This window comes from Paraburkholderia sp. BR14320 (assembly GCF_040948665.1).
Taxonomy (GTDB): Bacteria; Pseudomonadota; Gammaproteobacteria; order Burkholderiales; family Burkholderiaceae; genus Paraburkholderia; species Paraburkholderia youngii.
The window spans coordinates 10,739-32,094 of record NZ_JBFPKG010000022.1; the positions used below are offsets into that span (position 1 = coordinate 10,739).

20 protein-coding genes, 1 tRNA gene and 1 riboswitch are annotated in these 21,356 nt (G+C 66.6%); of the genes, 8 read left to right on the forward strand and 13 right to left on the reverse strand.

The window, feature by feature from the left end; translation table 11 throughout:
* Position 1 precedes the first annotated feature (1 nt).
* Genes AB3X89_RS20570 through AB3X89_RS20625 form a run of 12 tightly spaced genes read right to left on the reverse strand, consistent with a single transcriptional unit; the run spans position 2 to position 12,500 of the window.
* Positions 2-1,186: a beta-ketoacyl-[acyl-carrier-protein] synthase family protein gene (locus tag AB3X89_RS20570; protein WP_368584896.1), complete on the reverse strand. Its 1,185-nt coding sequence runs from the start codon at positions 1,184-1,186 to the stop codon at positions 2-4.
* Complete coding sequence (locus AB3X89_RS20575) at positions 1,183-3,654, reverse strand: MMPL family transporter (protein WP_368584897.1); 2,472 nt, start codon at positions 3,652-3,654, stop codon at positions 1,183-1,185. Before AB3X89_RS20575 ends, AB3X89_RS20570 begins: the two co-directional genes overlap by 4 nt.
* Complete coding sequence (locus AB3X89_RS20580; protein ID WP_368584898.1) at positions 3,654-4,337, reverse strand: outer membrane lipoprotein carrier protein LolA; 684 nt, start codon at positions 4,335-4,337, stop codon at positions 3,654-3,656. Before AB3X89_RS20580 ends, AB3X89_RS20575 begins: the two co-directional genes overlap by 1 nt.
* Positions 4,325-4,765, reverse strand: coding sequence for an acyl-CoA thioesterase (locus AB3X89_RS20585; protein WP_368584899.1), 441 nt, complete (start codon positions 4,763-4,765; stop codon positions 4,325-4,327). Before AB3X89_RS20585 ends, AB3X89_RS20580 begins: the two co-directional genes overlap by 13 nt.
* Positions 4,762-6,381: a histidine ammonia-lyase gene (gene hutH, locus AB3X89_RS20590; protein WP_368584900.1), complete on the reverse strand. Its 1,620-nt coding sequence runs from the start codon at positions 6,379-6,381 to the stop codon at positions 4,762-4,764. Before hutH ends, AB3X89_RS20585 begins: the two co-directional genes overlap by 4 nt.
* On the reverse strand, positions 6,368-8,104 hold the full coding sequence (locus AB3X89_RS20595; protein WP_368584901.1) for a glycosyltransferase: 1,737 nt from the start codon (positions 8,102-8,104) through the stop codon (positions 6,368-6,370). Before AB3X89_RS20595 ends, hutH begins: the two co-directional genes overlap by 14 nt.
* Positions 8,104-9,801, reverse strand: coding sequence for an AMP-binding protein (locus tag AB3X89_RS20600; RefSeq protein ID WP_368584902.1), 1,698 nt, complete (start codon positions 9,799-9,801; stop codon positions 8,104-8,106). Before AB3X89_RS20600 ends, AB3X89_RS20595 begins: the two co-directional genes overlap by 1 nt.
* The gene (locus AB3X89_RS20605) at positions 9,801-10,448 is read right to left on the reverse strand and encodes a hypothetical protein (RefSeq protein WP_368584991.1); all 648 of its coding nucleotides are present in this window, start codon (positions 10,446-10,448) and stop codon (positions 9,801-9,803) included. The genes AB3X89_RS20600 and AB3X89_RS20605 overlap by 1 nt, the downstream gene beginning before the upstream one ends.
* A 20-nt stretch (positions 10,449-10,468) precedes the next feature.
* Positions 10,469-10,720, reverse strand: a complete 252-nt coding sequence (locus AB3X89_RS20610; RefSeq protein ID WP_013090186.1) for an acyl carrier protein — start codon at positions 10,718-10,720, stop codon at positions 10,469-10,471.
* Positions 10,717-11,022: a phosphopantetheine-binding protein gene (locus AB3X89_RS20615; RefSeq protein ID WP_176105339.1), complete on the reverse strand. Its 306-nt coding sequence runs from the start codon at positions 11,020-11,022 to the stop codon at positions 10,717-10,719. Before AB3X89_RS20615 ends, AB3X89_RS20610 begins: the two co-directional genes overlap by 4 nt.
* Positions 10,997-11,791, reverse strand: a complete 795-nt coding sequence (locus AB3X89_RS20620; RefSeq protein ID WP_368584903.1) for a 1-acyl-sn-glycerol-3-phosphate acyltransferase — start codon at positions 11,789-11,791, stop codon at positions 10,997-10,999. The genes AB3X89_RS20615 and AB3X89_RS20620 overlap by 26 nt, the downstream gene beginning before the upstream one ends.
* The gene (locus tag AB3X89_RS20625) at positions 11,775-12,500 is read right to left on the reverse strand and encodes a beta-ketoacyl synthase chain length factor (RefSeq protein ID WP_368584904.1); all 726 of its coding nucleotides are present in this window, start codon (positions 12,498-12,500) and stop codon (positions 11,775-11,777) included. The genes AB3X89_RS20620 and AB3X89_RS20625 overlap by 17 nt, the downstream gene beginning before the upstream one ends.
* Positions 12,501-12,996: 496 nt before the next feature.
* A riboswitch (yybP-ykoY riboswitch) is annotated at positions 12,997-13,209 on the forward strand.
* Between the two features lie 11 nt (positions 13,210-13,220).
* Between AB3X89_RS20625 and AB3X89_RS20630 the strand changes: the two genes are divergently transcribed.
* Positions 13,221-13,793: a TMEM165/GDT1 family protein gene (locus tag AB3X89_RS20630; RefSeq protein WP_368584905.1), complete on the forward strand. Its 573-nt coding sequence runs from the start codon at positions 13,221-13,223 to the stop codon at positions 13,791-13,793.
* A 1-nt stretch (position 13,794) separates the two neighbouring features.
* On the opposite strand, the gene AB3X89_RS20635 is transcribed toward AB3X89_RS20630, so the two are convergent.
* On the reverse strand, positions 13,795-14,484 hold the full coding sequence (locus AB3X89_RS20635) for a DUF4136 domain-containing protein (protein WP_368584906.1): 690 nt from the start codon (positions 14,482-14,484) through the stop codon (positions 13,795-13,797).
* Positions 14,485-14,807: 323 nt separating this feature from the next.
* On the opposite strand from AB3X89_RS20635, the gene pepN reads away from it, so the two are divergent.
* From pepN to AB3X89_RS20670, 7 genes are all read left to right on the forward strand, one after another.
* Complete coding sequence (pepN, locus tag AB3X89_RS20640; protein WP_368584907.1) at positions 14,808-17,504, forward strand: aminopeptidase N; 2,697 nt, start codon at positions 14,808-14,810, stop codon at positions 17,502-17,504.
* 204 nt (positions 17,505-17,708) lie between these two features.
* On the forward strand, positions 17,709-17,990 hold the full coding sequence (locus AB3X89_RS20645; RefSeq protein ID WP_368584908.1) for a type II toxin-antitoxin system RelE/ParE family toxin: 282 nt from the start codon (positions 17,709-17,711) through the stop codon (positions 17,988-17,990).
* 15 nt (positions 17,991-18,005) lie between these two features.
* Positions 18,006-18,458: a HigA family addiction module antitoxin gene (locus AB3X89_RS20650; RefSeq protein ID WP_368584909.1), complete on the forward strand. Its 453-nt coding sequence runs from the start codon at positions 18,006-18,008 to the stop codon at positions 18,456-18,458.
* Between the two features lie 86 nt (positions 18,459-18,544).
* Positions 18,545-19,561: a class 1 fructose-bisphosphatase gene (locus AB3X89_RS20655; protein ID WP_176381236.1), complete on the forward strand. Its 1,017-nt coding sequence runs from the start codon at positions 18,545-18,547 to the stop codon at positions 19,559-19,561.
* Between the two features lie 73 nt (positions 19,562-19,634).
* Positions 19,635-19,710, forward strand: a tRNA-Thr gene (locus AB3X89_RS20660).
* A 71-nt stretch (positions 19,711-19,781) separates the two neighbouring features.
* A complete protein-coding gene (locus tag AB3X89_RS20665) occupies positions 19,782-20,783 on the forward strand; it encodes a tyrosine-type recombinase/integrase (protein ID WP_368584910.1) in 1,002 nt (333 codons plus the stop codon).
* Positions 20,780-21,313 carry a hypothetical protein gene (locus AB3X89_RS20670; RefSeq protein ID WP_368584911.1) on the forward strand — a complete coding sequence of 178 codons (534 nt, stop codon included), beginning with the start codon at positions 20,780-20,782 and terminating at the stop codon, positions 21,311-21,313. Before AB3X89_RS20665 ends, AB3X89_RS20670 begins: the two co-directional genes overlap by 4 nt.
* The last annotated feature ends 43 nt before the right edge of the window (positions 21,314-21,356 follow it).

The window sequence follows — 21,356 nt, forward strand, 5'->3', positions numbered from 1 at the left end:
TTTACCGGGCGAGGATCAGGCTGACATTGCTGCCGCCGAACGCGAACGAATTGCTCATCGCGTACTGCGTGCCCGTGCCGCGCGGCAGATGGCGCGCGCCGGCGACGAGATCGAGCGCGGGCAGCGCGGGATCGGCTTCGCCGTCCCACAGATGCGGCGGCAGCGTCGCGTTCTCATGCGCGAGCGCGAGCCACGCGAAGCCGAGTTCGGTCGCGCCGGCCGCGCCGAGCTGATGGCCGGTCAGCGGCTTGGTGCCGCTCGCGGCGACCCCGTCCGGAAACACCCGCGCCATCAGATGCGCTTCCATTTCATCGTTCTTCTGCGTGGCGGTCGCGTGCAGATTCACATAGCCGACCGCCGACGGCGCGACGCCCGCGTCCGCGAGCGCGTCGCGAAGCGCGAGTTCGCCGCCGACGCCCTGCGGGTCCGGCGCCGATATATGATGCGCGTCGCTCGATTCTCCGACGCCCGCGAGCCGGACCGCCGCTTCGTCGCGGCTCATCAGGAACACGGCCGCGCCCTCGCCGACGTTGATACCGCGGCGATTACGGCTCATCGGATTGGTGCGCGCGCTGCTGGTCGATTCGAGCGACGCAAAGCCCTGCACCGTCAATTCGCATAGCGAATCGACACCACCGACGACGACCGCATCGCACAGCCGCAATTGCAGCAGCCGACGCGCCGACGCGAACGCCTTCGCGCTCGACGTGCACGCGGTCGAAATCGTAAACGCCGGTCCCTGCACGCCGAGCGCGGCGGCCGCGAATGGCGCGGCCGTGCCGATTTCCATCTGCCGGTAGTTGAAGCTCTCTGGCAGCTCGCCGGCCCGGGCGTGATAGACGAACGCGGTTTCGGCCGCTTCGATGCCCGACGTGCTGGTGCCGAGCACGACGCCGATGCGCTCCGGGCCGTAGCGCTCGCGCGCGGCTTCGATCGCGGGCGCGATCTGCGCGAGCGCCGTGAGCAGCAGCCGGTTGTTGCGGCAGTCATAGCGCGCGAGATCGGCCCGCGGCGCGAGTTCGAGCGGCGCGAGCACACTGCCGACGAACGCGTCGCCGATGCCGGTATGCACGTTGCCCATGCCGGGCGAATTCGCGGCAGCGAGCGCCGGCACGATCTGATCGACGTCGCCACCGAGCGCGTTGATCATGCCCAGCGCGTGCAAATAGACTGTTGGCGCTTTCATGCCGCCCTCCGTGATTCCGATGACCTGCCCGATGACTTATTCGATGACTGCGCCGATGGCATGCCGATAGGCGCGAGCAACACGGCAACCGCGATGCCGAGCGCGAGCGTGGTGCCGAAACTCCTGAGCGCGGGCATCGCACTGACGCCGAGCATGCCGAACGACAACAACGTGGTCGCCGCCGACAGCAGCACGCCGGTCCACACCGCGCCGAGATCCGCGTCCGCGCGCGCGCAGCCTTCGCGCAGGAACACCGCATAGTTTGCGCCGACGCCGAGCACCAGCATCAGCGCGAGCCAGTTGAACAGATTGAGCGGCACGCCCGCGTAGCCGAACACCGCCAGCGCGACGCCGACCGCGAACAACACGGGCAAGGTCGTGGCGATACCGCCGCGCGCCCCGTAGCGCAGCATCAGCAGCGCGCACACGAGCACGAGCGCGCCGCCGAGCCACCAGCCGCTATCCACGCGATACGCGCCGAACAGCTTCGATACGCTCGCGGCCTTGTCGACGAACACGACGCCGGGCAGGCCTTGAGCGAGCGCGATCAGCGCGGGCTCGTTGCGCGGCGTCACGCCTTGCGGGATCACGACGGCCGCATAGCTTGTTTCATGCGCCTGGTTCGCGTCGTTCGATCCCACCGCGCCGAGCCACAAATGCCGATACGGCTGCGACCAAGGCGCCGCGAGCCAGCGCTCGACGGTCAGCGGCGCGGGCGGCTGAGCGAAGCCGGCGAGCCACGCCTCGGCGACTTCGTCCTTGAAGCCCGCTTGCAGCAGCGTCGCGCGCAACGCGGCCGTGTCGCCGAACACATGCTTTGCAAGCAGCGCGCGATCTTCGTTCTGACGTTGCGCGGACGGCACGAACTGCGCGATCGACTGATAGCCGCCGACGCTATCCGCGGTGCCGTTCAGCGCATCGAGCTTCGCGCCGAGCGCTTCGGCGCGTTGCAGCACCGCTTCCTGGGTCGCGCCGCGCACGACGAAAAACTGCGCGCTGTTATCGACGCCGACCGCTGCGCGCACCGTATCTTCCTGCGCGGCCAGCGACGCATCGCGTTGGATCAGCAAATGGATGTCGTCGTCGATGGTCAGACGCAGCCAGCCGGGCGCCGACGCGATCAGCAGCAGCGCGGCGACCAGCCACGCACGCTTGCCGCCGAGCGCATGCTGCCAGCGCGCAAGCAGCCGCGCCGCGCCCGCGAACACGCGTCGCGGGCTGCGCTTCGGCGCGCGCGCGAGCAGCGCGGGCAGCAGCCACAGCACCGACGCGAATGCGGTCGTGATGCCCACCATCGCGAAGCACGCGATCTGCTTCAATGCGGGGAACGGCACCCACATCAGGATCGCGTAGCCGAGCAGGCTCGTCGCCAGCGCCACGCTCAGCGCGGGCCGCACGCTGCGCGCGCCGCGCCGCGCATCCCAGTCGCGGCCCGCGCCGAGATAAACGACGAAATACTGGATCGAATAGTCGACGGCCTCGCCGATCAGGCTCGCGCCGAACACGAGCGTCAACAGATGCAGCTTGCCGAAGATCAGCAGCGTCGCCGCGAGCGCGCAGACGATGCCGAGCGCGGTCGAGACGAAGCCGAGCAGCAACAGACGCGGCGAGCGAAACACCCACATCATCAGCAGCGCGATGCCGCATAGCGACGCGATGCCGATCACGTGCACCTCGCGTTCGGCAGCGCTGCGCGCGGCCTCGGCGTAGAACACGGCGCCGGTGCGCGCGACCGATACATCGGGGAACGCCCGGCGCAACGTATTTTCCGCGTCGGCGAGCGCCGCGTGTACCGCGCGCTGCGTCTTCGTTTCATAAGCGGAGCCCGGCAGCGTCGCGATGATCAGCACGCCGGTGGTATCGCCTTGCGCGTCGTGACGATGCGACACCAGCAGGTTGTCCTCGACTTCGAGATTCGTGGTCGCGAGCGGCAAATCGCCGAGCCAGCGTTCGAGCCAGCCGAACGGATCGTCGGCGAGTTGCGTGCTGAGGCCGCCTTGCAATGGGCTGTAGATGCGCTGCGCGAGCATATCGTGCAGCGTCGTCGCGCTGGCGCTCGCGAGTGCGGTGCGATCGGCCGGCGCGAGCAGGCCGAAGCGGTACGGCAGATACAGCGCCGCGATCTGCGACAGGTCGAACGGCGGCAGTTCGGCCGTCACCGACGCAAATGCGCCGCTCTTTCGCAACGACGCACCCAGTTGCTTCGCGGCCGCTTTCGCGTGCGCATCGTCGCGGCTCGTGACGAGCAACACGGTGCGATCGCCGAGCGCGCTCGCGAGCGTGTCGACCGCTTTTTCGGCGACCGGGTCCGCTTCGGTCGCGGGCAGCAGCGCGAGCAGATTGGTTTCGAGCGGTGACGGTCCGGCGAAGCGCCAGCCGCAATACAGCGCCGCCAGCAGCGCGAGCACGAGCCAAGCGGCGCGCACGCCCCATGCGCGTTTCGCGGCTCGCTGCTGCGGCATCTCCATCACGGCGCTCCGAACAGGCTGCGCTCGTCCGGCGTCGGCTCGGCGACGGCCGCGCTGTTCGCGAACTCGAGCTTCGTCACGTCGCCGTTCGCGAGCGTGATGCGCAGGCTTTGCAGATAATCGCCGCCGCTCATGTCGAGGCCTTTGATCGATTGCGCGAGCTGCGGTTGATTCGGCGTGAGGCGCATGCGCCATTGCGCGGCGCTGCCTTCGGCGCTGACGTCGAACTGCGAGTACAGCGCCGACAGATCGCCGCCGAGCATCGCACGCATCATCTTCGACACCTGCGCGACGCCGCGCGTGCCCTGTGCGCCATGTGTGCTCACACGTCGGCCGCTGGCGTCGACCTGCGCGACACCGGCATCGGTGATCACGTAGGTGGCCTTGTACGGCATGTCGATTTGCCAGATCACGCCTCGCTCGCGGAAGAACAGCAACGTGCCGTTGCTGACGAGCGGCTGCTTCATCGCGGCGAGCGTCTGCGTCTGCGTGAATTGCGAGCGCACACCCTTGGGCTGCGCGAGATGCGCGGCAATCTGCGAGACGAGCGCGGCGTTGGCGGGCGCAGTGTTAGCCGTTGCCGCATGCGCCGGTGCTGCCCATCCGGGCACGCACAGCGCGCCGATCATGCCGATCACGCCCGCGATCCGCGACACGGACGCACGTCGGTTCATCGTCCCCATACGCGCTCCAGCTTGTCGAATACGACCTGCGGCGACACGAACTGCAATTCCTCGGTGGCGGCATCGACGGCGACCTGGATCGTATAGCCCTTCGTGAGCCGCGCACCCGATTCGCAATCGACGATTTCATAGCCTATTTTCAGGCGGTTTTCGTATTCGAGCAGTTGCGCGCGCACTTCGAGCTTCTGTCCGTACACGGCGGCCCGCACGTACTTCAGATGCGCCTCGACGATCGGCCACAGATAGCCGGACGCCCGCATCTGGCGATAGTCGTAGTCGAACGCGCGCAACAGCGCCGCGCGCCCCAACTCGAAGTACTTCAGATAATTGCCGTGCCAGCACACGTTCATCGCGTCGACGTCGTGAAACGGCACTTCGACGGTCGCGCTCGCGGCGAGCACGTGCTGCGTTTTCGCGGGCTCGCTCATAGCTTGACTCCTTCCTGATCGTCGATCATGTCCAGCAGTTCGCACGCGGCAATGCGCGCGGTCAGCGCGCGCAGCTCGCCTTCGAGCGCGCGGTCCTCGTCGACGAAGGGCGAATGCGCGCCCATCTCGTCGATGAATGCGCGCAGCGGCGCGGGCACCGGCGTCGCGCTATCGATGCGCAAGCGCAAACGCACGGCCTGCACCGTCGCGAGCGTGTGCGCGGCGGCGACCTGCTCGCTCAATTCGAGCACTCGCAGGCAGTCGCGCGCGGCGATCGTGCCCATGCTGACCTTGTCCTGATTGTGCGCTTCGGTCGAGCGCGAAAACACGCTCGCGGGCATCGTGTTCTTCAGCGCCTCGGCGCTCCAGGCGGACGACGAAATCTGCACGGCCTTGAAACCGTGATTGATCGCCGCGCGGTCGGGCGCCGCGCCCGACAGATTGCGCGGCAAGCCATTGTTGAAGTTGACATCGACCAGCAGCGCGAGCTGCCGGTCCATCAGATCCGCCAGATTGGCGACGGCGACCTTCAGCGCATCCATCGCGAACGCGATATGGCCGCCGTAGAAGTTGCCGCCGTGCAAGATGCGTTCGTTGTCGGGATCGATGAGCGGATTGTCGTTCGCGCTGTTCAGCTCGTTTTCGACGTCGCGGCGCACCCAGCCGAGCGCATCGCGCGCGACGCCGATCACATGCGGCGCGCAGCGAATCGAATAGCGGTCCTGCAGACGATGCCCGGGCGTGTCGGCGCGGCCGGCCAGATCGGCGCGGATCCACGCGGCCGCTTCGGCCTGGCCCGCGTGCGGCTTCACATCGAATAGCGTCGCGTCGAAGTGCGCTGCGCGGCCGTCGAGCGCGACGGTCGCCAGCGCGGTTAGACGGGCGACCAGCCGCGTCAGGTGCTCCGCGCGCGCTACCGCGAGACACGCGAGACCCGTCATCACGGCGGTGCCGTTCATCAGCGCGAGGCCTTCCTTCGGCGCGAGCGTCAGCGGCTCGACACCCAGCTCGGCCCACACGTCGCGCGCCGCGCGCAACGCGCCGGCGTACTGCACGTCGCGCTCGCCCGCGAGCGCCGCCGCCACGTACGACAGCGGCGTCAGATCGCCGCTCGCGCCGACCGAGCCCTCGGACGGAATGCGCGGCAACACGCGATGATTGATCAACGCCGCAAGGCGTTCGAGCAGCACCGTGCGCACGCCCGAAAAGCCATACGCGAGCGAATTCAGACGTGCGGCGATCACGGCGAGGGTTTGCGCATCGTCGAGATACGCGCCCATGCCGCAGCCGTGATAACGCGTCAGTTGCAGCGGCAATGCCTCGACGAGCGCCATCGGCACGTCGACCACGCAGGCGTCGCCATAACCGGTGGTGACGCCGTACACGGTCGCGCCGGCGGCCAACTGGCGACGCAGGAACGCCGCGCCGCGCTCGATGCGCGCACGCCATGCGGCGTCGTCGCTCAGCGCGACGCACGCGCGCTGCCGCGCAATCGCGACGACCTCTTCGATCGTCAGTCGGCGCGCACCGACGACCACCGGCGCGCAGTCGGCGGCGCAAGCGGCATTCGCTACAACGGGTGCGGATCGCACATCGTTCAGATCATGATCGGCCATTCGCGCCTCGCTCGGAGCCGGCCCAGAAATCGAAGAAGTTGAACCATTGATATGGGGCCTTGCGGCAATAGTGTTCGAGGCGCAGCGCGTAGCGTTGCGCCCACGCGGCCAGATGCTGCGCGCGTTCGCGGCGCGGCAGCTCGATGCGCTCGGCGAACGGTTCGAAGTACATGCGATAGCCGTCGCGTTCCTTCAGGCAGAAGAACAGGTAGACCGGACAGCCGAGCGCATGCGCGAGCACGTAGGGCCCTTGCGCGAACGGCGCGCTCGCGCCGAGAAATTGCGCGTCGGTGGTGCGCCCCGCCTCGCGCGCCGGCACCCGGTCGCCGACGATCACCAGCAGCTCGCCCGCATCGATGCGCTGCTGCATCAGCACCGCGGTCTCGGGACCGAAGTCGCCGACTTCGAGCAGATGCCGCGCGAACTCGCGATTCGACGCCGCCAGCACCTCGTTGAAGCGGCGCGCATGTTCGGTGTAGACGACCGCCGTGACCTTCGCGTGATCGCCGCGGATTGCGAGCGCACGCATCATCTCCAGATTGCCGAGGTGTGCGCCGATTACGAGCGCGCCCTTGCCGCTCGCGATCAAGGCTTCGAATGCCGCGGCATCGTCGAACGTGACGTCGGTGTCGTCGACGCGGCCGGTCCATGCGGCGAGCTTGTCGAAGCCCGATTGCGCGAACGCGAGCATATGGCGATACGCGGAGAGCCACCCCGGGCGCGGCGTATTCGCCGACGGCGCGACCGCGTTCAGATGCGCGAAGTAGTTGGCCGATGCGGCGCGCGCGGCGCGGCCGGTCAGCAGGAAATACGCGACGACCGGATGCAGCCACAGTGCGGTGAAGCGGCGGCCGAACAGCTTGCAGCTCAGCGCGAGCAGGCTCATGCCGAGGCGGCTGCCGCGTTCGGCGATGCGCCACCACGCTTCGGGCCGGGGATCGCCGGCGGGTTCGTCCGCTGTGTCGGCGAGCGCGCCGCGGCGCGGCATCAGCTTGTGCGCGAGCAGCAGCGGCAGACGACACAGCATGCCGAACACGAGCCGCGTATGGCTGCGGCTGATGCGCACGTTGTCCCACAGCACGTCGAAATGCGACACGCCGTCGGCCGCGTAGGTCACGCGCGTCGGGATCGAGCGGAACGCGGCGCGCCGCCAGTGCAGTCGCACGAGGATCTCGATGTCGAAGTCCATGCGTGTCGGCAGCCGGACGCTGTCGATCAGCTCGCATGCGAGCGCGAGCGGATACAGACGAAAGCCGCACATCGAATCGCGGATCGTCAGCGACAGCGTCTCGATCCACACCCATACGTGGGTCAGATAGCGGCCGTACAGACGTGCCTTCGGCACGCTGTCGTCGTACACGGGACGGCCGAGAATCACCGCGTCGGGTTCGGCGCGCGCGGCATCGAGAAAGCGCGGCACGTCGGTCGCGTCGTGCTGGCCGTCGGCGTCGATCTGCAGCGCGTGCGTGTAGCCCGCGGCGCGCGCCGCGCGCAGACCCGCCATCACCGCCGCGCCCTTGCCGCCGTTTTCGGGCAGACGCAGCAGCGTCATCTGCTGCGCGTATCGCAGCGCGAGCGCGGCGAGTACCTGCTGGGTCGGCCCGTCGCTGCCGTCATCGACGACGAAGATCGGCAAGCCGTGCACCGCGAGATTGGCGACGGTCGCGCCGATCGCGTCCTTGTGGTTGTAGATCGGAATGACGATGCAGGGCGCGAACTTCATCACGCGTCCTCCCGATGCACGAGCACGCCCGACGCGCATTCGCGACCGTCGAGCCGGTACGCGAACTGCACGCGCCGGCGCGCGGCATCGTAGGCGAGCGTGAGCTCGAGCACCGCACCGGGCAACACCGGCGCCATGAACTTCAGCCGATCGACCGACGCCACCGCGCGCACCCGCGGCCAATGCCCGGCCGCGAGCCGCGCCGCCCAGTCCACCTGCACGACGCCCGGCAGAATCGGCAGGCCCGGGAAGTGGCCGCTGAGATGCTGGAGCGACGGCGGCACTCGCAGCACAAAGTGCAGCGTGTTGCCAACGCGCGTTTCGGCCAGCACTTCCATACCCTCGGCGAGCGGCGCGAACGCGGCCGCGACCGCGCTCCCAGGCAGCTTGCCGCGCGCGTCGAATGGCAGGCTCACTCGAAAACGCCAGTGACGCGGCAGCACGACCGCATCGAAGTAATCGGCCAGATGCCGGCGCAGTGTTTTCGCGAGCGCGACGCGGCCTTCATCACGCAATGTCGCGCCGCCCGCTTCGGTCAGCGCGACCACTGCGCCGACCCGTTCGCGCGTCGCGCCTTGGAGCGGCACCAGCGCCGCCTGCGCGACATAGGGATGCAACGCGAGACGCGCCTCCAGCTCCGGCAGCGACACGCGCTTGCCGCCGAGCTTCAGCACGCGGTCGAGGCGCCCTTGCAAGCGGAAGCGCCCATCGGCGTCGAACGCGATGCGATCGCCCGTACGATGCCAGCCGTCGTGATCGAGATGCGGAGAGCGCACGCACAGCGCGCCGTCGTCGTCGCGGCGCACCTCGGCGCCGGCGACCGGCTGCCACGCGTCGCCCTGATCCTGACGCCGCCACGCGATTCCGCCGGTTTCCGTGCTGCCGTAGATTTCGAGCGGCGCCGCGCCGTAGCTCGCCGCATAGGCCTGCGCGGCGTCGGCCGCGAGCGGGCCGCCCGACGAAAAGAACGCGCGCGGCGCGGGCGCGAGCGCGGCGAAGCCCGGCAACGCGGGCCAGCGCGACAGTTGCGCGGGCGTCGACACGACCGCCGTCGCGCCGCATTGCGCGATGCGCGCCTGCAGCTGCAGCGGCTCCGTGCCGATTGCGCGATCGAACGCGCGGCCCGCCGCGAGCGGCCACAACACGCGAAACAGCAGACCGTAGATGTGGTGATGCGGCACGCTCGCGAGCATCGTCGCGTCGCCGAGCAATGCGCCCCACTGCTGTTCGAGCGTGTGGACTTCGGCGTTGAATTGCGCGAGCGCCTTGCGGATCGGCTTCGGCGCGCCGCTGCTGCCGGATGTGTAGAGCGTCAGCGGCGCGCGGGGGTCGATCGGCAGCGCGGTGTTGGCCGTGACGACTTGCGTCTCTGCGACGAACGGCGGCAGATCCGCATCCGTCAGCAGAAAGTCGTATGCGTCAGCGAGATCGGCGAGATAGCCTGGCGTTGCATTGGCAGGAATCACCGGCTCCTTGCCGCACGCGAACAGCGCGAACAACGCGCACGCGAACTCGAACGGATCGTCGATACAAAGCGCACAGCGCCGCGAGTCGTGCGTTTGCACGAGTTCGATCAAGCCAGCGACGCGCGCGCGAAACGCCGCGCGATCGAGCAGCACGGCGCCGTCGCGGCACACCGGTGCGGCGGACGTTGCGAGCGCGGCATCGGCCGACAACAGATCATGCAACGCGATCATCAGGCCGACTCCGAATCCGCGCGCGCGGCGCGCGGCAGCACGAACAGGCGTCGCCACACGTATTCGCCCGCCAGCAGCACGCCGATCAGTACATAGGCGATCGCGCCGTTGTACAGCGACCAGGCCGCGCGGCTCCAATAGAGCGCGGTATAGGCGGAGAACGCGCCGTTCAGCACGAAGAACGCGCACCACACCTGGGTCACGCGCCGCGTATAGTGCACCGCACCGGGCGGCAGATCGGGACTGCCGAGGCGCGCGAATTTTTCGATCATCGACGGCCCGCGCACGAGCGTCGCGCCGAACGCGATCAGCAAGCCGAGATTGACGAGCAACGGATAGAAGCGCAGCAGCAGTTCGCTATCGGTGACGACGATCGTCGCCGACGCGCAACTCAGCATCGCCACCACGCTCCAGTCGAGTCTGGAAAGCTGCCGCAGCGGTATCGCGACCGGACCGCCGCCGGCCCAGCGCTGCAGCCACAAGGTCACGAGCAGCATGCCGCCGACCAGACGCGGCGCATCCCAGCGCCAGGCACACAGGATCAGCACGGGGTAAGCGAGTTTCAGCAGCACCAGCACGACGGTCCTGCTCCAGCGAGGCCGCGCGCCGGACCCGCTTGCGGCGTGAGGTGGCTCCGGCATCTGCATGCGCGGGTGCGCGGCCCGCATCAGCCTTGCGCCGCGAGCAGCGATTCGACCGCGCCGATCACGTCGCCGACCGTGCGCACGGATTTGAAGTTCTCCGGCTTGATGCGGCGGCCGGTCATCTCCTGCAGCTTGATCGCGAGATCGACCGCGTCGATGCTGTCGAGATCGAGGTCTTCGAACAGATGAGCGTCGGGCGTCACGCGCTGCGGCTCGATCGCGAAGTTTTCCTGAAAGATCGCGCGGATGCGCTCGAGAATCTCAGTCTCGGTCACGATTCAATCCCCTTCCTTGCGGTTTCGTTCGCAGCGTGCGCCGCTTCGCGCTGGCTCGCGACCAGCGCGGCGAGCGTATTGATCGAGCGAAAGTGCTCGCGGGTACGTTCGTCGTTCGCCGCGATGGTCAGTTGGTATTGTTTGCGCAGCACGATGCCGATTTCGAGCGCGTCGATCGAATCGAGACCGATGCCGTCGGAACCGAACAACGGGGCGTCGTCGTCGATATCGGCGGGGCTCAGGTCTTCGAGATCGAGGGCTTCGATCAGAAGCTTTTTAATTTCCAGTTTTAAAGAATCCATAATCGAACAGGTGCTGGGTAATGTGGGCTTCTACGGCATTCGTCACGCTGCGCGCCGCGATGGCCGCGGTGGTGTCGTGCGCGGCCAGCTCGGCGACGCCAAGCGGCGCGAGCACGTTCACGCGCATCCGGAAAGCGCGCGCCGGCACGTGGTACCAGCGCATCTGCCGCGTGAACGCGGGCGGATCGCAATCCATCAACACCGGCACGATCGGCGCACCGGCCTTCAGCGCCATGTGCGCGAAACCGCGCGAAAACGCGTGAAGCCGGTTCGGCGCGGGGCTGCGCGTGCCTTCGGGAAAAATGATCATCGTGTAACCGGCCGCGAGCTGGCTGGCTCCCGCCTCGACGAGCGCAATCGCGTCCGCGTTGCTCACGTATTCGGCCGCGCGCACGATGCCCCAGAAACACGGGTTTTGCCAATGCGCGTGCTTGACGACACAGCATGCGCGCGGCGTCAGCGACAGCAGGACCATCACGTCGAGGTAAGTCGGGTGATTCGCGACGACGATCGCCGGTCCGCCCGCGCGCAACGACTCAGCCCCGGATACTTCGAGTTCCATCACGCCGAGGCCCCGCAGCACCGCGACGAGCGCGCGGAAAAACCTGTGAATCACGACGGTCACGACACGCTGCCGGGACGCGCGATGCGGCCACAACCACGCGAGCGGAAACACGAGCACCGAAAACAGCACGCCGCACACGCCGAACGCGACGAAGGCGAGGCCGGTCGCGCAAAAACGCCACGCGTAATCAAGCCGCGCGCTCATCCCACCTCCAGTGCCACAGCGCGCCGGCGCGCTGCCAGCGTGCGGGCTGGCCGGTTTCGAGGCAGTGCAGCAGCGCCTGGCTCTGGGTCGGAAAGCTCGTGGCGCCGCTCGGTGCGGTTCGCGGCTCGCCGGGTTGCCCGGTCGCCTCTTCGTCGGCGCGGGTCAGGGAGCAAACAACGTGCCCTGCAGCCGCATCCTTGTCGAGCAACACCGCGATCGCGCCGCCGTGCACTTCGTCTTCGATCGTGCCGTACGCGAGATCGGCCGGTTCGTCGGCATAGACGAGCAGCACCGGCACGTCCGGTTGTGCCGCGAATTGTGCGTACGCTTCGAGCAGCGCATAGCCGAGCGTTTGCGCACCAGCCGATACCGCGCTCGCGGCGGAACGGTCGCCGCGCGCGATCCCGAACACGCCGGTCATCGCGTTCAGCACCGACAGGCTGAAAGCGGTCGGCGACACCGGTTCGCCCGCGCTGATGCTGCGCAGGATGTCGGTGGTGCGCCGCAATTCCCCGTGCCGCGACGCGAAAACCACGCGCGCGGGTTCCTGCGCGACGCAGTCGTGCGCGACCTTGAGCGCGACCTTGGACAGCGTGCTGAGACGCCGCCGCACGATCGGCTCGATAAAGCCGACATCGGGTGCGGCAGGCGAGGTAGCCGGCCAGCTAGACCAGCGACCGACCGGAATGGTCCAGTGCAGATCGGGCATATGGTGTTCGCGCGTAGAAACGGGAAAGGGGCTCGAGCGCCTGACGGAATACAGAGCCGTCACAGCGAGCGGCGCCGCGCGGATCGGGAGGTTCCAGCCGGGATCGACCGGTCTGCTGGCATGGGAATGCAGCACCGGCGATCGGGCCTGATTTGTCAGGCGCCCCTGACAATCGGTGCGGTGGATGGCGGATCGGGCTCCTTTTGTGGCCGAATAGTGCCGGGTATTTTGAAGCAAATCGTCGAGGAAAGACGTATCCATCTGTATCCGCGCCTGCCGCGCAACACATTGTTAGACGATTTGACGCAGCCGGCCGCGGCGACGCACCGGAAGGCCGTTTTCGCGCGTCGGCGCTGGCGTGCCAACGCCGACAGAATCAAGCAAAAAACCTTTCATTGGTCTTTCGCGCAATACGTCGTAGAGCGAAAACACCTCCGCCGCGTCGTCGGCGCCCGAATAACATTCGTCACAACGATGCTGCGGCGCCTGCTATACTCCGCCCCTCATTGGGGAGTAGCCGCCCCGCGGCACGTCCGCACCGCTTCGCCGGTGCGTCGCACGTGTGGCTCGCGGGGGCGCCTGTCAACACACTTGGCCAGCACGGCCATGGCAGTCGCAGCCTCTGGCCTGGCGAGACCGATGATCCACACGCGCCGCAACAGGGCCCGGCGTGTCGTGGGTCGTCGCTCGTTCATCTTCGGCCCGAGGAATCCATTCAACGTGAATCAAGCTTTTCTCATTTCGACCGGCGCGGTCGCGCTCGCCGAAATCGGCGACAAGACGCAACTGCTGTCGCTCGTGCTCGCCGCGCGCTATCGCAAGCCGATGCCGATTATTCTCGGCGTGCTCGCGGCGACGCTGATCAATCACGCAGGCGCCGGCGCGCTCGGCGCGTGGCTCGGCTCGATGCTGACGCCGACCGTCATGCGCTGGGCGCTGGCGGCGTCGTTCATCGGCATGGGGCTGTGGATTCTGGTGCCAGACAAGCTCGAAGATGAGGAAGCCAACACGAACCGCACGCACTTCGGCGTGTTCGGCGCCACGGTCGTCACGTTCTTCCTCGCCGAGATGGGCGACAAGACGCAGATCGCGACGGTCGCCCTCGCCGCGCGCTTTCACGATTTCTTCGGCGTGGTGGCCGGCACGACGCTCGGCATGATGATCGCGAACGTGCCGGCGATCCTGCTCGGCGACCGCTTCGCGCATCGTCTGCCGACCAAGCTCGTGCACGGCATCGCCGCGGTGATGTTCGTCGTGCTGGGCGCAATGGCCTTGTTCGGGGTCGGGGTCTGAGCTACTGCGCCGGCTTCGGCGCCGGCGCCGGACCTGCGGGCGGCGGCGCCGCTGGCAGAGACACTTCGTTCGCAGCCGCGCCGCCGCCGAGCGGGATCTTCACGGTATGCACGGCGCCGTTGGCCAGCGGGAAGTCCGCCAGCGCGCTACGTGCCAGATAAGGCATCGCCCGCACCAGCGACGACTCCTCGCCGAAATTGCGCGCCGTCACGTTGTAGACCTCCCGGCCGCTCGCACGCTCGGTGATCCGGATGCCGAGCAGGTGCGTGTACACCGGGTAGCTCTGGTTCACGTATGTCGCCGGGAACGGTCCCCACGGACCCCACGGATCGAACGGCCGGCCCCAGTAAGGGCCGGGCCACGGGTTGTAGTAGACCGGCTGCGCGACGGTCACGACATCCGAGCGAATGCCATAGGCGAGCTCCACGAGATAACGCGCGTCGTCGTGAGGGACTTCGCGGAACGCGTGCACGGCAAGCTCGTTTGCGACGACCCGCTCGTAGGCGCTCAGTTCGAGATTGTTCTTCTGATCCTCGTGGCGCGTGAACGCATAGGTGCGGGTTGAGTCGCTGCCGGTCCAGTCGGAGAACGCCGTGACCTGTGTCGTCACGTAGGTCGTGCAGCCGGACAGCAGCACGCTCAGCGCGACGAACAGCAACGCGACGCGGCGGGTCCATCGATCGAAATTCATGGTCTGCCTCGTGATGCCTCTGATTGCATCTATTCTGCTTCGGTTAAAACTCTGCTTCAGCCGCGATTATTCCGTCGCGCGAAGCGCTCGCCGGCTGACGCTGCCGGGTCTCCGCCACGCGCGGCGCCCGATAATACGCTGACCTCGGCGGCCAGCAAAAGGTTCTTGCCCTGCCCGTCGAAACCGGACGCGCTGCCCGGCGCCGAAACTGGGCCCCCTTCCCCTCCGCACGATTGCCCGAGGCTTTGTACAATGAGTCGACCAAGCCCGGCTCGCGCGCCGTTTGCGCGCTCGACCGCTCGAGTACACCACCAAAGAACACCATGGCCGATACCGCAACGCCCAATGTGATCCGCCGCGCCGATTACGCGCCGCCCGCCTTCCTGATCGACACCGTCGCGCTGGAGTTCGATCTGGTCCCCGAACGCACGGTCGTCAGGAACACGATGCGCGTGCGCCGCAACCCGGATGCGTCGCGTGCCGCGCATCTCGAACTGATGGGTGAGCAGCTGGAGTTCGTCAGCGCCGAAATCGACGGCAAGCCGTTTGCGAACGCGCATCCGCACGAGCACGGCCTGCTGCTCGACAACGTGCCGGACAGCTTCGAGCTGACTCTCACGAGCATCTGCAATCCCGCGGAAAACACCACGCTGTCGGGGCTGTACGTGTCGAGCGGCAACTTCTTCACGCAGTGCGAAGCCGAAGGCTTTCGCCGCATCACCTACTTCCTCGACCGCCCTGACGTGATGGCGAGCTTCACGGTCACGCTGCGCGCGAGCAAGGCGGACTATCCGGTGCTGCTGTCGAACGGCAATCTGCTCGAAGAAGGCGAGCTGCCCGACGGCCGTCATTTCGCGCGCTGGGAAGATCCGTTCAAGAAGCCGAGCTATCTGTTCGCGCTCGTCGCGGGCAAGCTCGTCGCGCTCGAAGAACGCGTGAAGACCGGCTCGGGCAAGGAAAAGCTGCTGCAAGTGTGGGTCGAGCCGCATGATCTCGACAAGACCCGTCACGCGATGGATTCGCTGATCCACTCGATCCGCTGGGACGAAGAGCGCTTCGGGCTCGAACTCGATCTGGACCGCTTCATGATCGTCGCGGTCAGCGACTTCAACATGGGCGCGATGGAGAACAAGGGGCTCAACATCTTCAACACGAAGTACGTGCTCGCGAATCCCGAAACGGCCACCGATACCGACTTCGCGAACATCGAGGCGGTGGTCGGCCACGAGTACTTCCACAACTGGACCGGCAACCGCGTGACCTGCCGCGACTGGTTCCAGCTGAGCCTGAAGGAAGGCCTGACCGTGTTCCGCGACCAGGAGTTTTCGGCCGACATGGCAGGCGGCGCCAGCGACGAAGCCGCGCGCGCGACCAAGCGCATCGAGGACGTGCGGGTGCTGCGCCAGATGCAGTTCGCCGAGGACGCGGGTCCGATGGCGCATCCGGTGCGCCCGGAGAGCTACGTCGAGATCAACAACTTCTACACGATGACCGTATACGAGAAAGGCTCGGAAGTCGTGCGGATGTATCAGACGCTGTTCGGCCGCGACGGCTTTCGCAAGGGCATGGACCTGTACTTCAAGCGTCACGACGGCCAGGCCGTGACCTGCGACGACTTCCGTCACGCGCTCGCCGACGCGAACGGCCGCGACCTCGCGCAATTCGAGCGCTGGTATAGCCAGGCCGGCACGCCGCGCGTGTCGGTGCGCACGCGCTACGACGCCGCGCAGCAGCGCTACAGCGTGACGCTGCGCCAGGGCTACGGCGACGCGGTGCCCGCCGCGCGCGAAACGCAGAAGGGTCCGCTGCTGATTCCGTTCGCGATCGGTCTGATCGGCAACGACGGCCGCGATCTGCCGCTGCAGCTCGACGGCGAGGCAAAGGCGTCTGATTCGACCACGCGCGTGCTGGAATTCGCGCAGACCGAGCAGACCTTCACGTTCGTCAACGTCGGGCAGGAACCGCTGCCGTCGCTGCTGCGCAATTTCTCGGCACCTGTGATCGTCGAATACGACTACACGGCCGAACAGCTCGCGTTCCTGCTCGCGCACGACAGCGATCCGTTCAACCGCTGGGAGGCCGGCCAGCGGCTCGCCACCCGCGAGCTGCTCGCGCTGGCCACGCGCGCGGCCACGGGCGCGGCGCTGCAGCTCGACGACTCGGTGGTCGCCGCGTTCGCGCGCGTTCTGACCGACGAGACGCTCTCGCCGGCATTCCGTGAACTCGCGCTGATGCTGCCGTCCGAAGCGTATCTGGCCGAGCAGATGGCCGAGTCGAACCCGGCCGCGGTGCACGCGGCACGGCAGTTCGTGCGCAAGCGCCTCGCCAATGCGCTGCGTGACGACTGGCTCAAGGTCTACGAGCAGCATCGCACGCCGGGCGTCTATGAGGCGACGCCGGAGGCCGCCGGTCATCGCGCGCTGAAGAATCTCGCGCTGTCGTATCTGACCGAACTCGACGATTCCGCGGACGCCGTACGCCTTGCCTCCGCGCAATATGAAGCCGCGAACAACATGACCGACCGCGCCGCCGCGCTGTCGGCGCTGCTCAACGCGGCCGCGCCGCAGGGCGGCAGCCCCGAGGCGCAGCACGCGCTCGACGACTTCTATCGACGCTTCGAGAAAGAGCCGCTCGTCATCGACAAATGGTTCGCTTTGCAGGCCACGCAGCGCGGCGGCGCACAGCATCCGGTGATCGATACGGTGCGCAAGCTGATGACGCATCCGGCCTTCAACCTGAAGAACCCGAACCGGGCACGTTCGCTGATTTTCAGCTTCTGCGCGGCGAACCCCGCGCAGTTCCACGCGGCAGATGGCTCCGGCTACGCATTCTGGGCCGAGCAGGTGATCGCGCTCGACGCGCTCAATCCGCAGGTGGCCGCGCGCCTCGCGCGTTCGCTCGAGCTGTGGCGACGCTTCACGCCAGCGCTGCGCGACAGCATGCGTGCGGCGCTCGAGAAAGTGGCCGCGCAGGTCAAGTCGCGCGACGTGCGCGAAATCGTCGAGAAGGCGTTGGCGTGATGCCTCGCTGAGTTCTCGAGTCGCATCGGAAAGCCGGCACGCGTTGCCGGCATTTTTTCGCGCAGCTTTTTCGTTGATGGGCTGCGCTCCCCCGCTCGTGGCACGCCGTTAGCCATTTGGCCGACTGTTCATCGGACCTCGGCGGGGAGAAGTATACGCACACGTTTAATGGTTTACATTTAACGCAATGCGTTATACGCTTCGATGATCACGACATTCGCAGACAAGGCCACCGCAAGAATTTTCCAGGGCAGGTTCGTGCATACGTTGCCGCGCTCGATCCAGGCGCTAGCGCATCGCAAGCTGCTGATGATCGACGCCGCGAGCTCGATCGCAAATTTGCGCGCGCCGCCCGGAAACCGGCTCGAAGCCTTGCAGGGCCAGCGCTGCGGGCAGTGGAGCATCCGCATCAATGCGCAGTGGCGCATCTGTTTTCATTTCGTCGGCGAGGACGCGCTGAATGTCGAGATCGTCGACTATCACTGACTACTGGAGACCGACATGGTCATCAAACGCTCCGCGCTGAAGAACATCGATTTCTCCGACATCGATATGGGCGCGGCCATTGACGAGATCCATCCTGGCGAAATTCTGCGCAGCGAGTTCCTCGAGCCGCTCGGCATGTCCGTCAATGCGCTCGCGCTTGCATTGCGGGTGCCGGCGCCACGCATCAACGACGTCGTGCGCGGCCGCCGCGCCATTTCCGCCGATACCGCGCTGCGGCTCGAGCGCTACTTCGGCGCGAGCGCGCAGTTCTGGCTCAATCTGCAAATCGCCTACGATCTGCGCGTCGCCACCGCCGCCGCCGGCGAGCAGATCGAACGGGAAATCGAACCGATGCCGCGCGCCGAGCGCCCGAAGCTGCCCAGCGTGCCCGCCGGGCACGCGCGGGCCGCGGCGCTCGCGGCCAGCGTCAGCGGCAACATCTCGGCCAGGACGCGCCGCAAGACCTGAAGGCGGCCGTGCGGCCAAAAGCACGGAGCCGACACACACGAGCGGTTAAAATCCCATCATTCTTCTAGCCTTCCCGGAGTACAGCAATGTCTTTGCAACGTCGTACCACTCTCACGAAGTACCTGATCGAGCAGCAGCGTGAAACCAACAACCTGCCCGCCGATCTGCGCCTGTTAATCGAAGTCGTCGCGCGCGCGTGCAAGGCGATCAGCTACCACGTCAGCAAAGGCGCGCTCGGCGATGCCCTCGGCTCCGCGGGCAGCGAAAATGTTCAGGGCGAAGTGCAGAAGAAGCTCGACATCCTGTCGAACGAAATTCTGCTCGAGGCGAACGAATGGGGCGGCAACCTCGCGGGCATGGCCTCCGAGGAAATGGAACAGTTCTTCCCGATTCCGGCCAACTATCCGAAGGGCGAATATCTGCTCGTGTTCGATCCGCTCGACGGCTCGTCGAACATCGACGTCAACGTGTCGATCGGCACGATCTTCTCGGTGCTGCGCTGCCCGGACGGCCACCAGGCCACCGAGCAATCGTTTCTGCAGCCGGGCACGGAGCAGGTCGCCGCGGGCTATGCGGTGTACGGTCCGCAGACGGTGCTCGTGCTGACCACCGGTAACGGTGTGAACTGCTTTACGCTCGATCGCGAGCTCGGCTCGTGGGTGCTCACGCAAAGCGACATGCGTATTCCCGTCGAAACCCGCGAGTACGCGATCAACGCCTCGAACGAACGCCACTGGTATCCGCCGGTTCAGCAATACATCGGCGAACTGAAAGCGGGCAAGGAAGGTTCGCGGCAGGCTGACTTCAACATGCGCTGGATCGCATCGATGGTCGCCGACGTGCATCGCATCCTGAATCGCGGCGGCATCTTCATGTACCCGGCCGACAAGCGCACGCCGGACAAGCCGGGCAAGCTGCGTCTGATGTACGAAGCCAATCCGATGGCCTTCATCGTCGAGCAGGCGGGCGGCGCCGCAACCAACGGCGAGAAGCGTATTCTCGACGTCCAGCCAAAGAGCCTGCACGAGCGCGTCGCGGTGTTCCTCGGCTCGAAGAATGAGGTCGATCGCGTGACTCGCTATCACCTCGAAGCGAAGAAGTGATCTCGAAAGAAAAAATGCATCAAGGGGCTTGCCAAGTCACTGAAGTAGTCCCTATAATCTCGTTTCTCCTGATGCCGGAATAGCTCAGACGGTAGAGCAGCGCATTCGTAATGCGAAGGTCGGGGGTTCGATTCCTCTTTCCGGCACCAAAACCAATACTGGTCAGGCTTTCAGGCCGCCATGCACTAGCGACGAATGCGTTGCTTTCATGGAGTCTGATATGTCCGCCAAACCTCTGAAAATCGTGGCTGCGTCGTCCAGGACCGCCTACGACATCGCCCCTGTCCGAGCCATCACGGCGCCGGACAGGCGGCGCATTCCTTTTCCCGAACTTGCCGAAGCCTATCTCGCCGCGTACGTCGGGCGCGATCCGTCGCGCGCGCAGATCATCCGCCGCTGGTCCCAGTATTTCGATGGCTGGATTGCGGCGGACATCGACGGCGACGCGGTGGCCGATGCGCTCGACCACTGGGCCGGGACGCCCGTGCGCCGCTACGTCGGCACGGACGAAGCCGGCGCAATGCTCTATCGCGAACTGGGCCTGCCCAAACCCGGCTCGATCAACAAGGCCAAAGCCGTCCTGTCCGCGGTGCTGAACTTCGCCAAGACCCGCCGCATGATGCCCAAGGGCTGGACGAACCCCTGCCGCGAGGTGCCGGGGCTCACGATGAACAACGAGCGCGTCCGCTTCCTGGACGCCGCCGAACGCAAGCGGCTTCTCGCCGTGTGCCGCCTGTCAACGTGGAACCGGCTCTACCTGCTGGTCCTGACGGCAATCACGACGGGCGCGCGCCGCTCAGAACTGCTGCGCCTGCGTTACACCGATCTCGATCTCGACCGTGCCACCGCGTACGTGCGCACCTCGAAGAACGACGAGCCGCGCGTTCTGCCGCTCACGCCGGCCGTGATCGCGGAAATCCGCCGCTTCGGCAAGCCGCCGCACCTTGGCGCGCTGCTGTTCGCCCGCGTCGGGGATCCCGACCGCCCTTTTACGATCGACAGTGCGTGGTATGCCGCACTCCGCGAAGCCAATATCCACAACTTCCGGTTCCACGACCTCAGACACACGTGCGCGTCCTACCTGGCGCAGAACGGCGCGTCGCTGCTCGATGTGGCCGCCACGCTCGGCCACAAGCAGTTGGACGTTACGCGCCGGTACTCGCACCTCACTATCGACAGCAAGCGAGCAATTGTCGATGGCGTCATGGGAGACATCGCATGAGCAAAGCGCCCCGGGTGCAGCATCCTCTTCCCGAACTCGTGCTGACCGACCGCCTGACCGGTGACGTTGAACGGACAGGTCTCGACTTGATTGCCGTGCGAAAGCGCGAAGCCGTGCAGCGGCTCGACCTTGCCTTCCATGAGGGCACGCTCGTGGCGCTCGGGGTCAGGCCGACCGAAGCGTGGCTAAACGATATGCACGCGCGCCATGTCAAGGTGATCGACTGGCTGTTCGCGAGCGTGGACGAAGAGCTACGCGACGGGTTTTCGCTCAAGGTCACACGCAGTCTTCAGGGCAACGGACATGGCGCTGATGTGATCCGTGCGGTGCAGGAGACCTTTGTCATCGAGTACGCGAACCGTGCTTCGCGTGGCACCACGGTCACGAAGGAGGATCTGTTTCGCGCCATCAAAAAACGGCATGGCATCGGACGGACCAAGGCGCGGGAAATCACCGAGGCGATTCCGTGGCCTCCTCCACCGCCGCGCGATGAAGCGGAAGGGCGGAACGCAAACGAACGCGTAGCATAGCCACCCCGATCCACCGATTAAACAAGGCCGCGAGTAAGTCGCG

What these genes read in the sequence shown, in the direction of transcription:
- AB3X89_RS20665 (WP_368584910.1), top strand. Translation starts at nt 19,782, where the DNA reads ATGTCCGCCAAACCTCTGAAAATCGTGGCTGCGTCGTCCAGGACCGCC.
- AB3X89_RS20570 (WP_368584896.1), bottom strand. Translation starts at nt 1,186, where the DNA reads ATGAAAGCGCCAACAGTCTATTTGCACGCGCTGGGCATGATCAACGCG.
- AB3X89_RS20655 (WP_176381236.1), top strand. Translation starts at nt 18,545, where the DNA reads ATGTCTTTGCAACGTCGTACCACTCTCACGAAGTACCTGATCGAGCAG.
- AB3X89_RS20605 (WP_368584991.1), bottom strand. Translation starts at nt 10,448, where the DNA reads ATGCAGATGCCGGAGCCACCTCACGCCGCAAGCGGGTCCGGCGCGCGG.
- hutH (WP_368584900.1), bottom strand. Translation starts at nt 6,381, where the DNA reads ATGGCCGATCATGATCTGAACGATGTGCGATCCGCACCCGTTGTAGCG.
- AB3X89_RS20670 (WP_368584911.1), top strand. Translation starts at nt 20,780, where the DNA reads ATGAGCAAAGCGCCCCGGGTGCAGCATCCTCTTCCCGAACTCGTGCTG.
- AB3X89_RS20650 (WP_368584909.1), top strand. Translation starts at nt 18,006, where the DNA reads ATGGTCATCAAACGCTCCGCGCTGAAGAACATCGATTTCTCCGACATC.
- AB3X89_RS20625 (WP_368584904.1), bottom strand. Translation starts at nt 12,500, where the DNA reads ATGCCCGATCTGCACTGGACCATTCCGGTCGGTCGCTGGTCTAGCTGG.
- AB3X89_RS20580 (WP_368584898.1), bottom strand. Translation starts at nt 4,337, where the DNA reads ATGGGGACGATGAACCGACGTGCGTCCGTGTCGCGGATCGCGGGCGTG.
- AB3X89_RS20585 (WP_368584899.1), bottom strand. Translation starts at nt 4,765, where the DNA reads ATGAGCGAGCCCGCGAAAACGCAGCACGTGCTCGCCGCGAGCGCGACC.
- AB3X89_RS20645 (WP_368584908.1), top strand. Translation starts at nt 17,709, where the DNA reads ATGATCACGACATTCGCAGACAAGGCCACCGCAAGAATTTTCCAGGGC.
- pepN (WP_368584907.1), top strand. Translation starts at nt 14,808, where the DNA reads ATGGCCGATACCGCAACGCCCAATGTGATCCGCCGCGCCGATTACGCG.
- AB3X89_RS20635 (WP_368584906.1), bottom strand. Translation starts at nt 14,484, where the DNA reads ATGAATTTCGATCGATGGACCCGCCGCGTCGCGTTGCTGTTCGTCGCG.
- AB3X89_RS20615 (WP_176105339.1), bottom strand. Translation starts at nt 11,022, where the DNA reads ATGGATTCTTTAAAACTGGAAATTAAAAAGCTTCTGATCGAAGCCCTC.
- AB3X89_RS20620 (WP_368584903.1), bottom strand. Translation starts at nt 11,791, where the DNA reads ATGAGCGCGCGGCTTGATTACGCGTGGCGTTTTTGCGCGACCGGCCTC.
- AB3X89_RS20595 (WP_368584901.1), bottom strand. Translation starts at nt 8,104, where the DNA reads ATGAAGTTCGCGCCCTGCATCGTCATTCCGATCTACAACCACAAGGAC.
- AB3X89_RS20600 (WP_368584902.1), bottom strand. Translation starts at nt 9,801, where the DNA reads ATGATCGCGTTGCATGATCTGTTGTCGGCCGATGCCGCGCTCGCAACG.
- AB3X89_RS20575 (WP_368584897.1), bottom strand. Translation starts at nt 3,654, where the DNA reads ATGGAGATGCCGCAGCAGCGAGCCGCGAAACGCGCATGGGGCGTGCGC.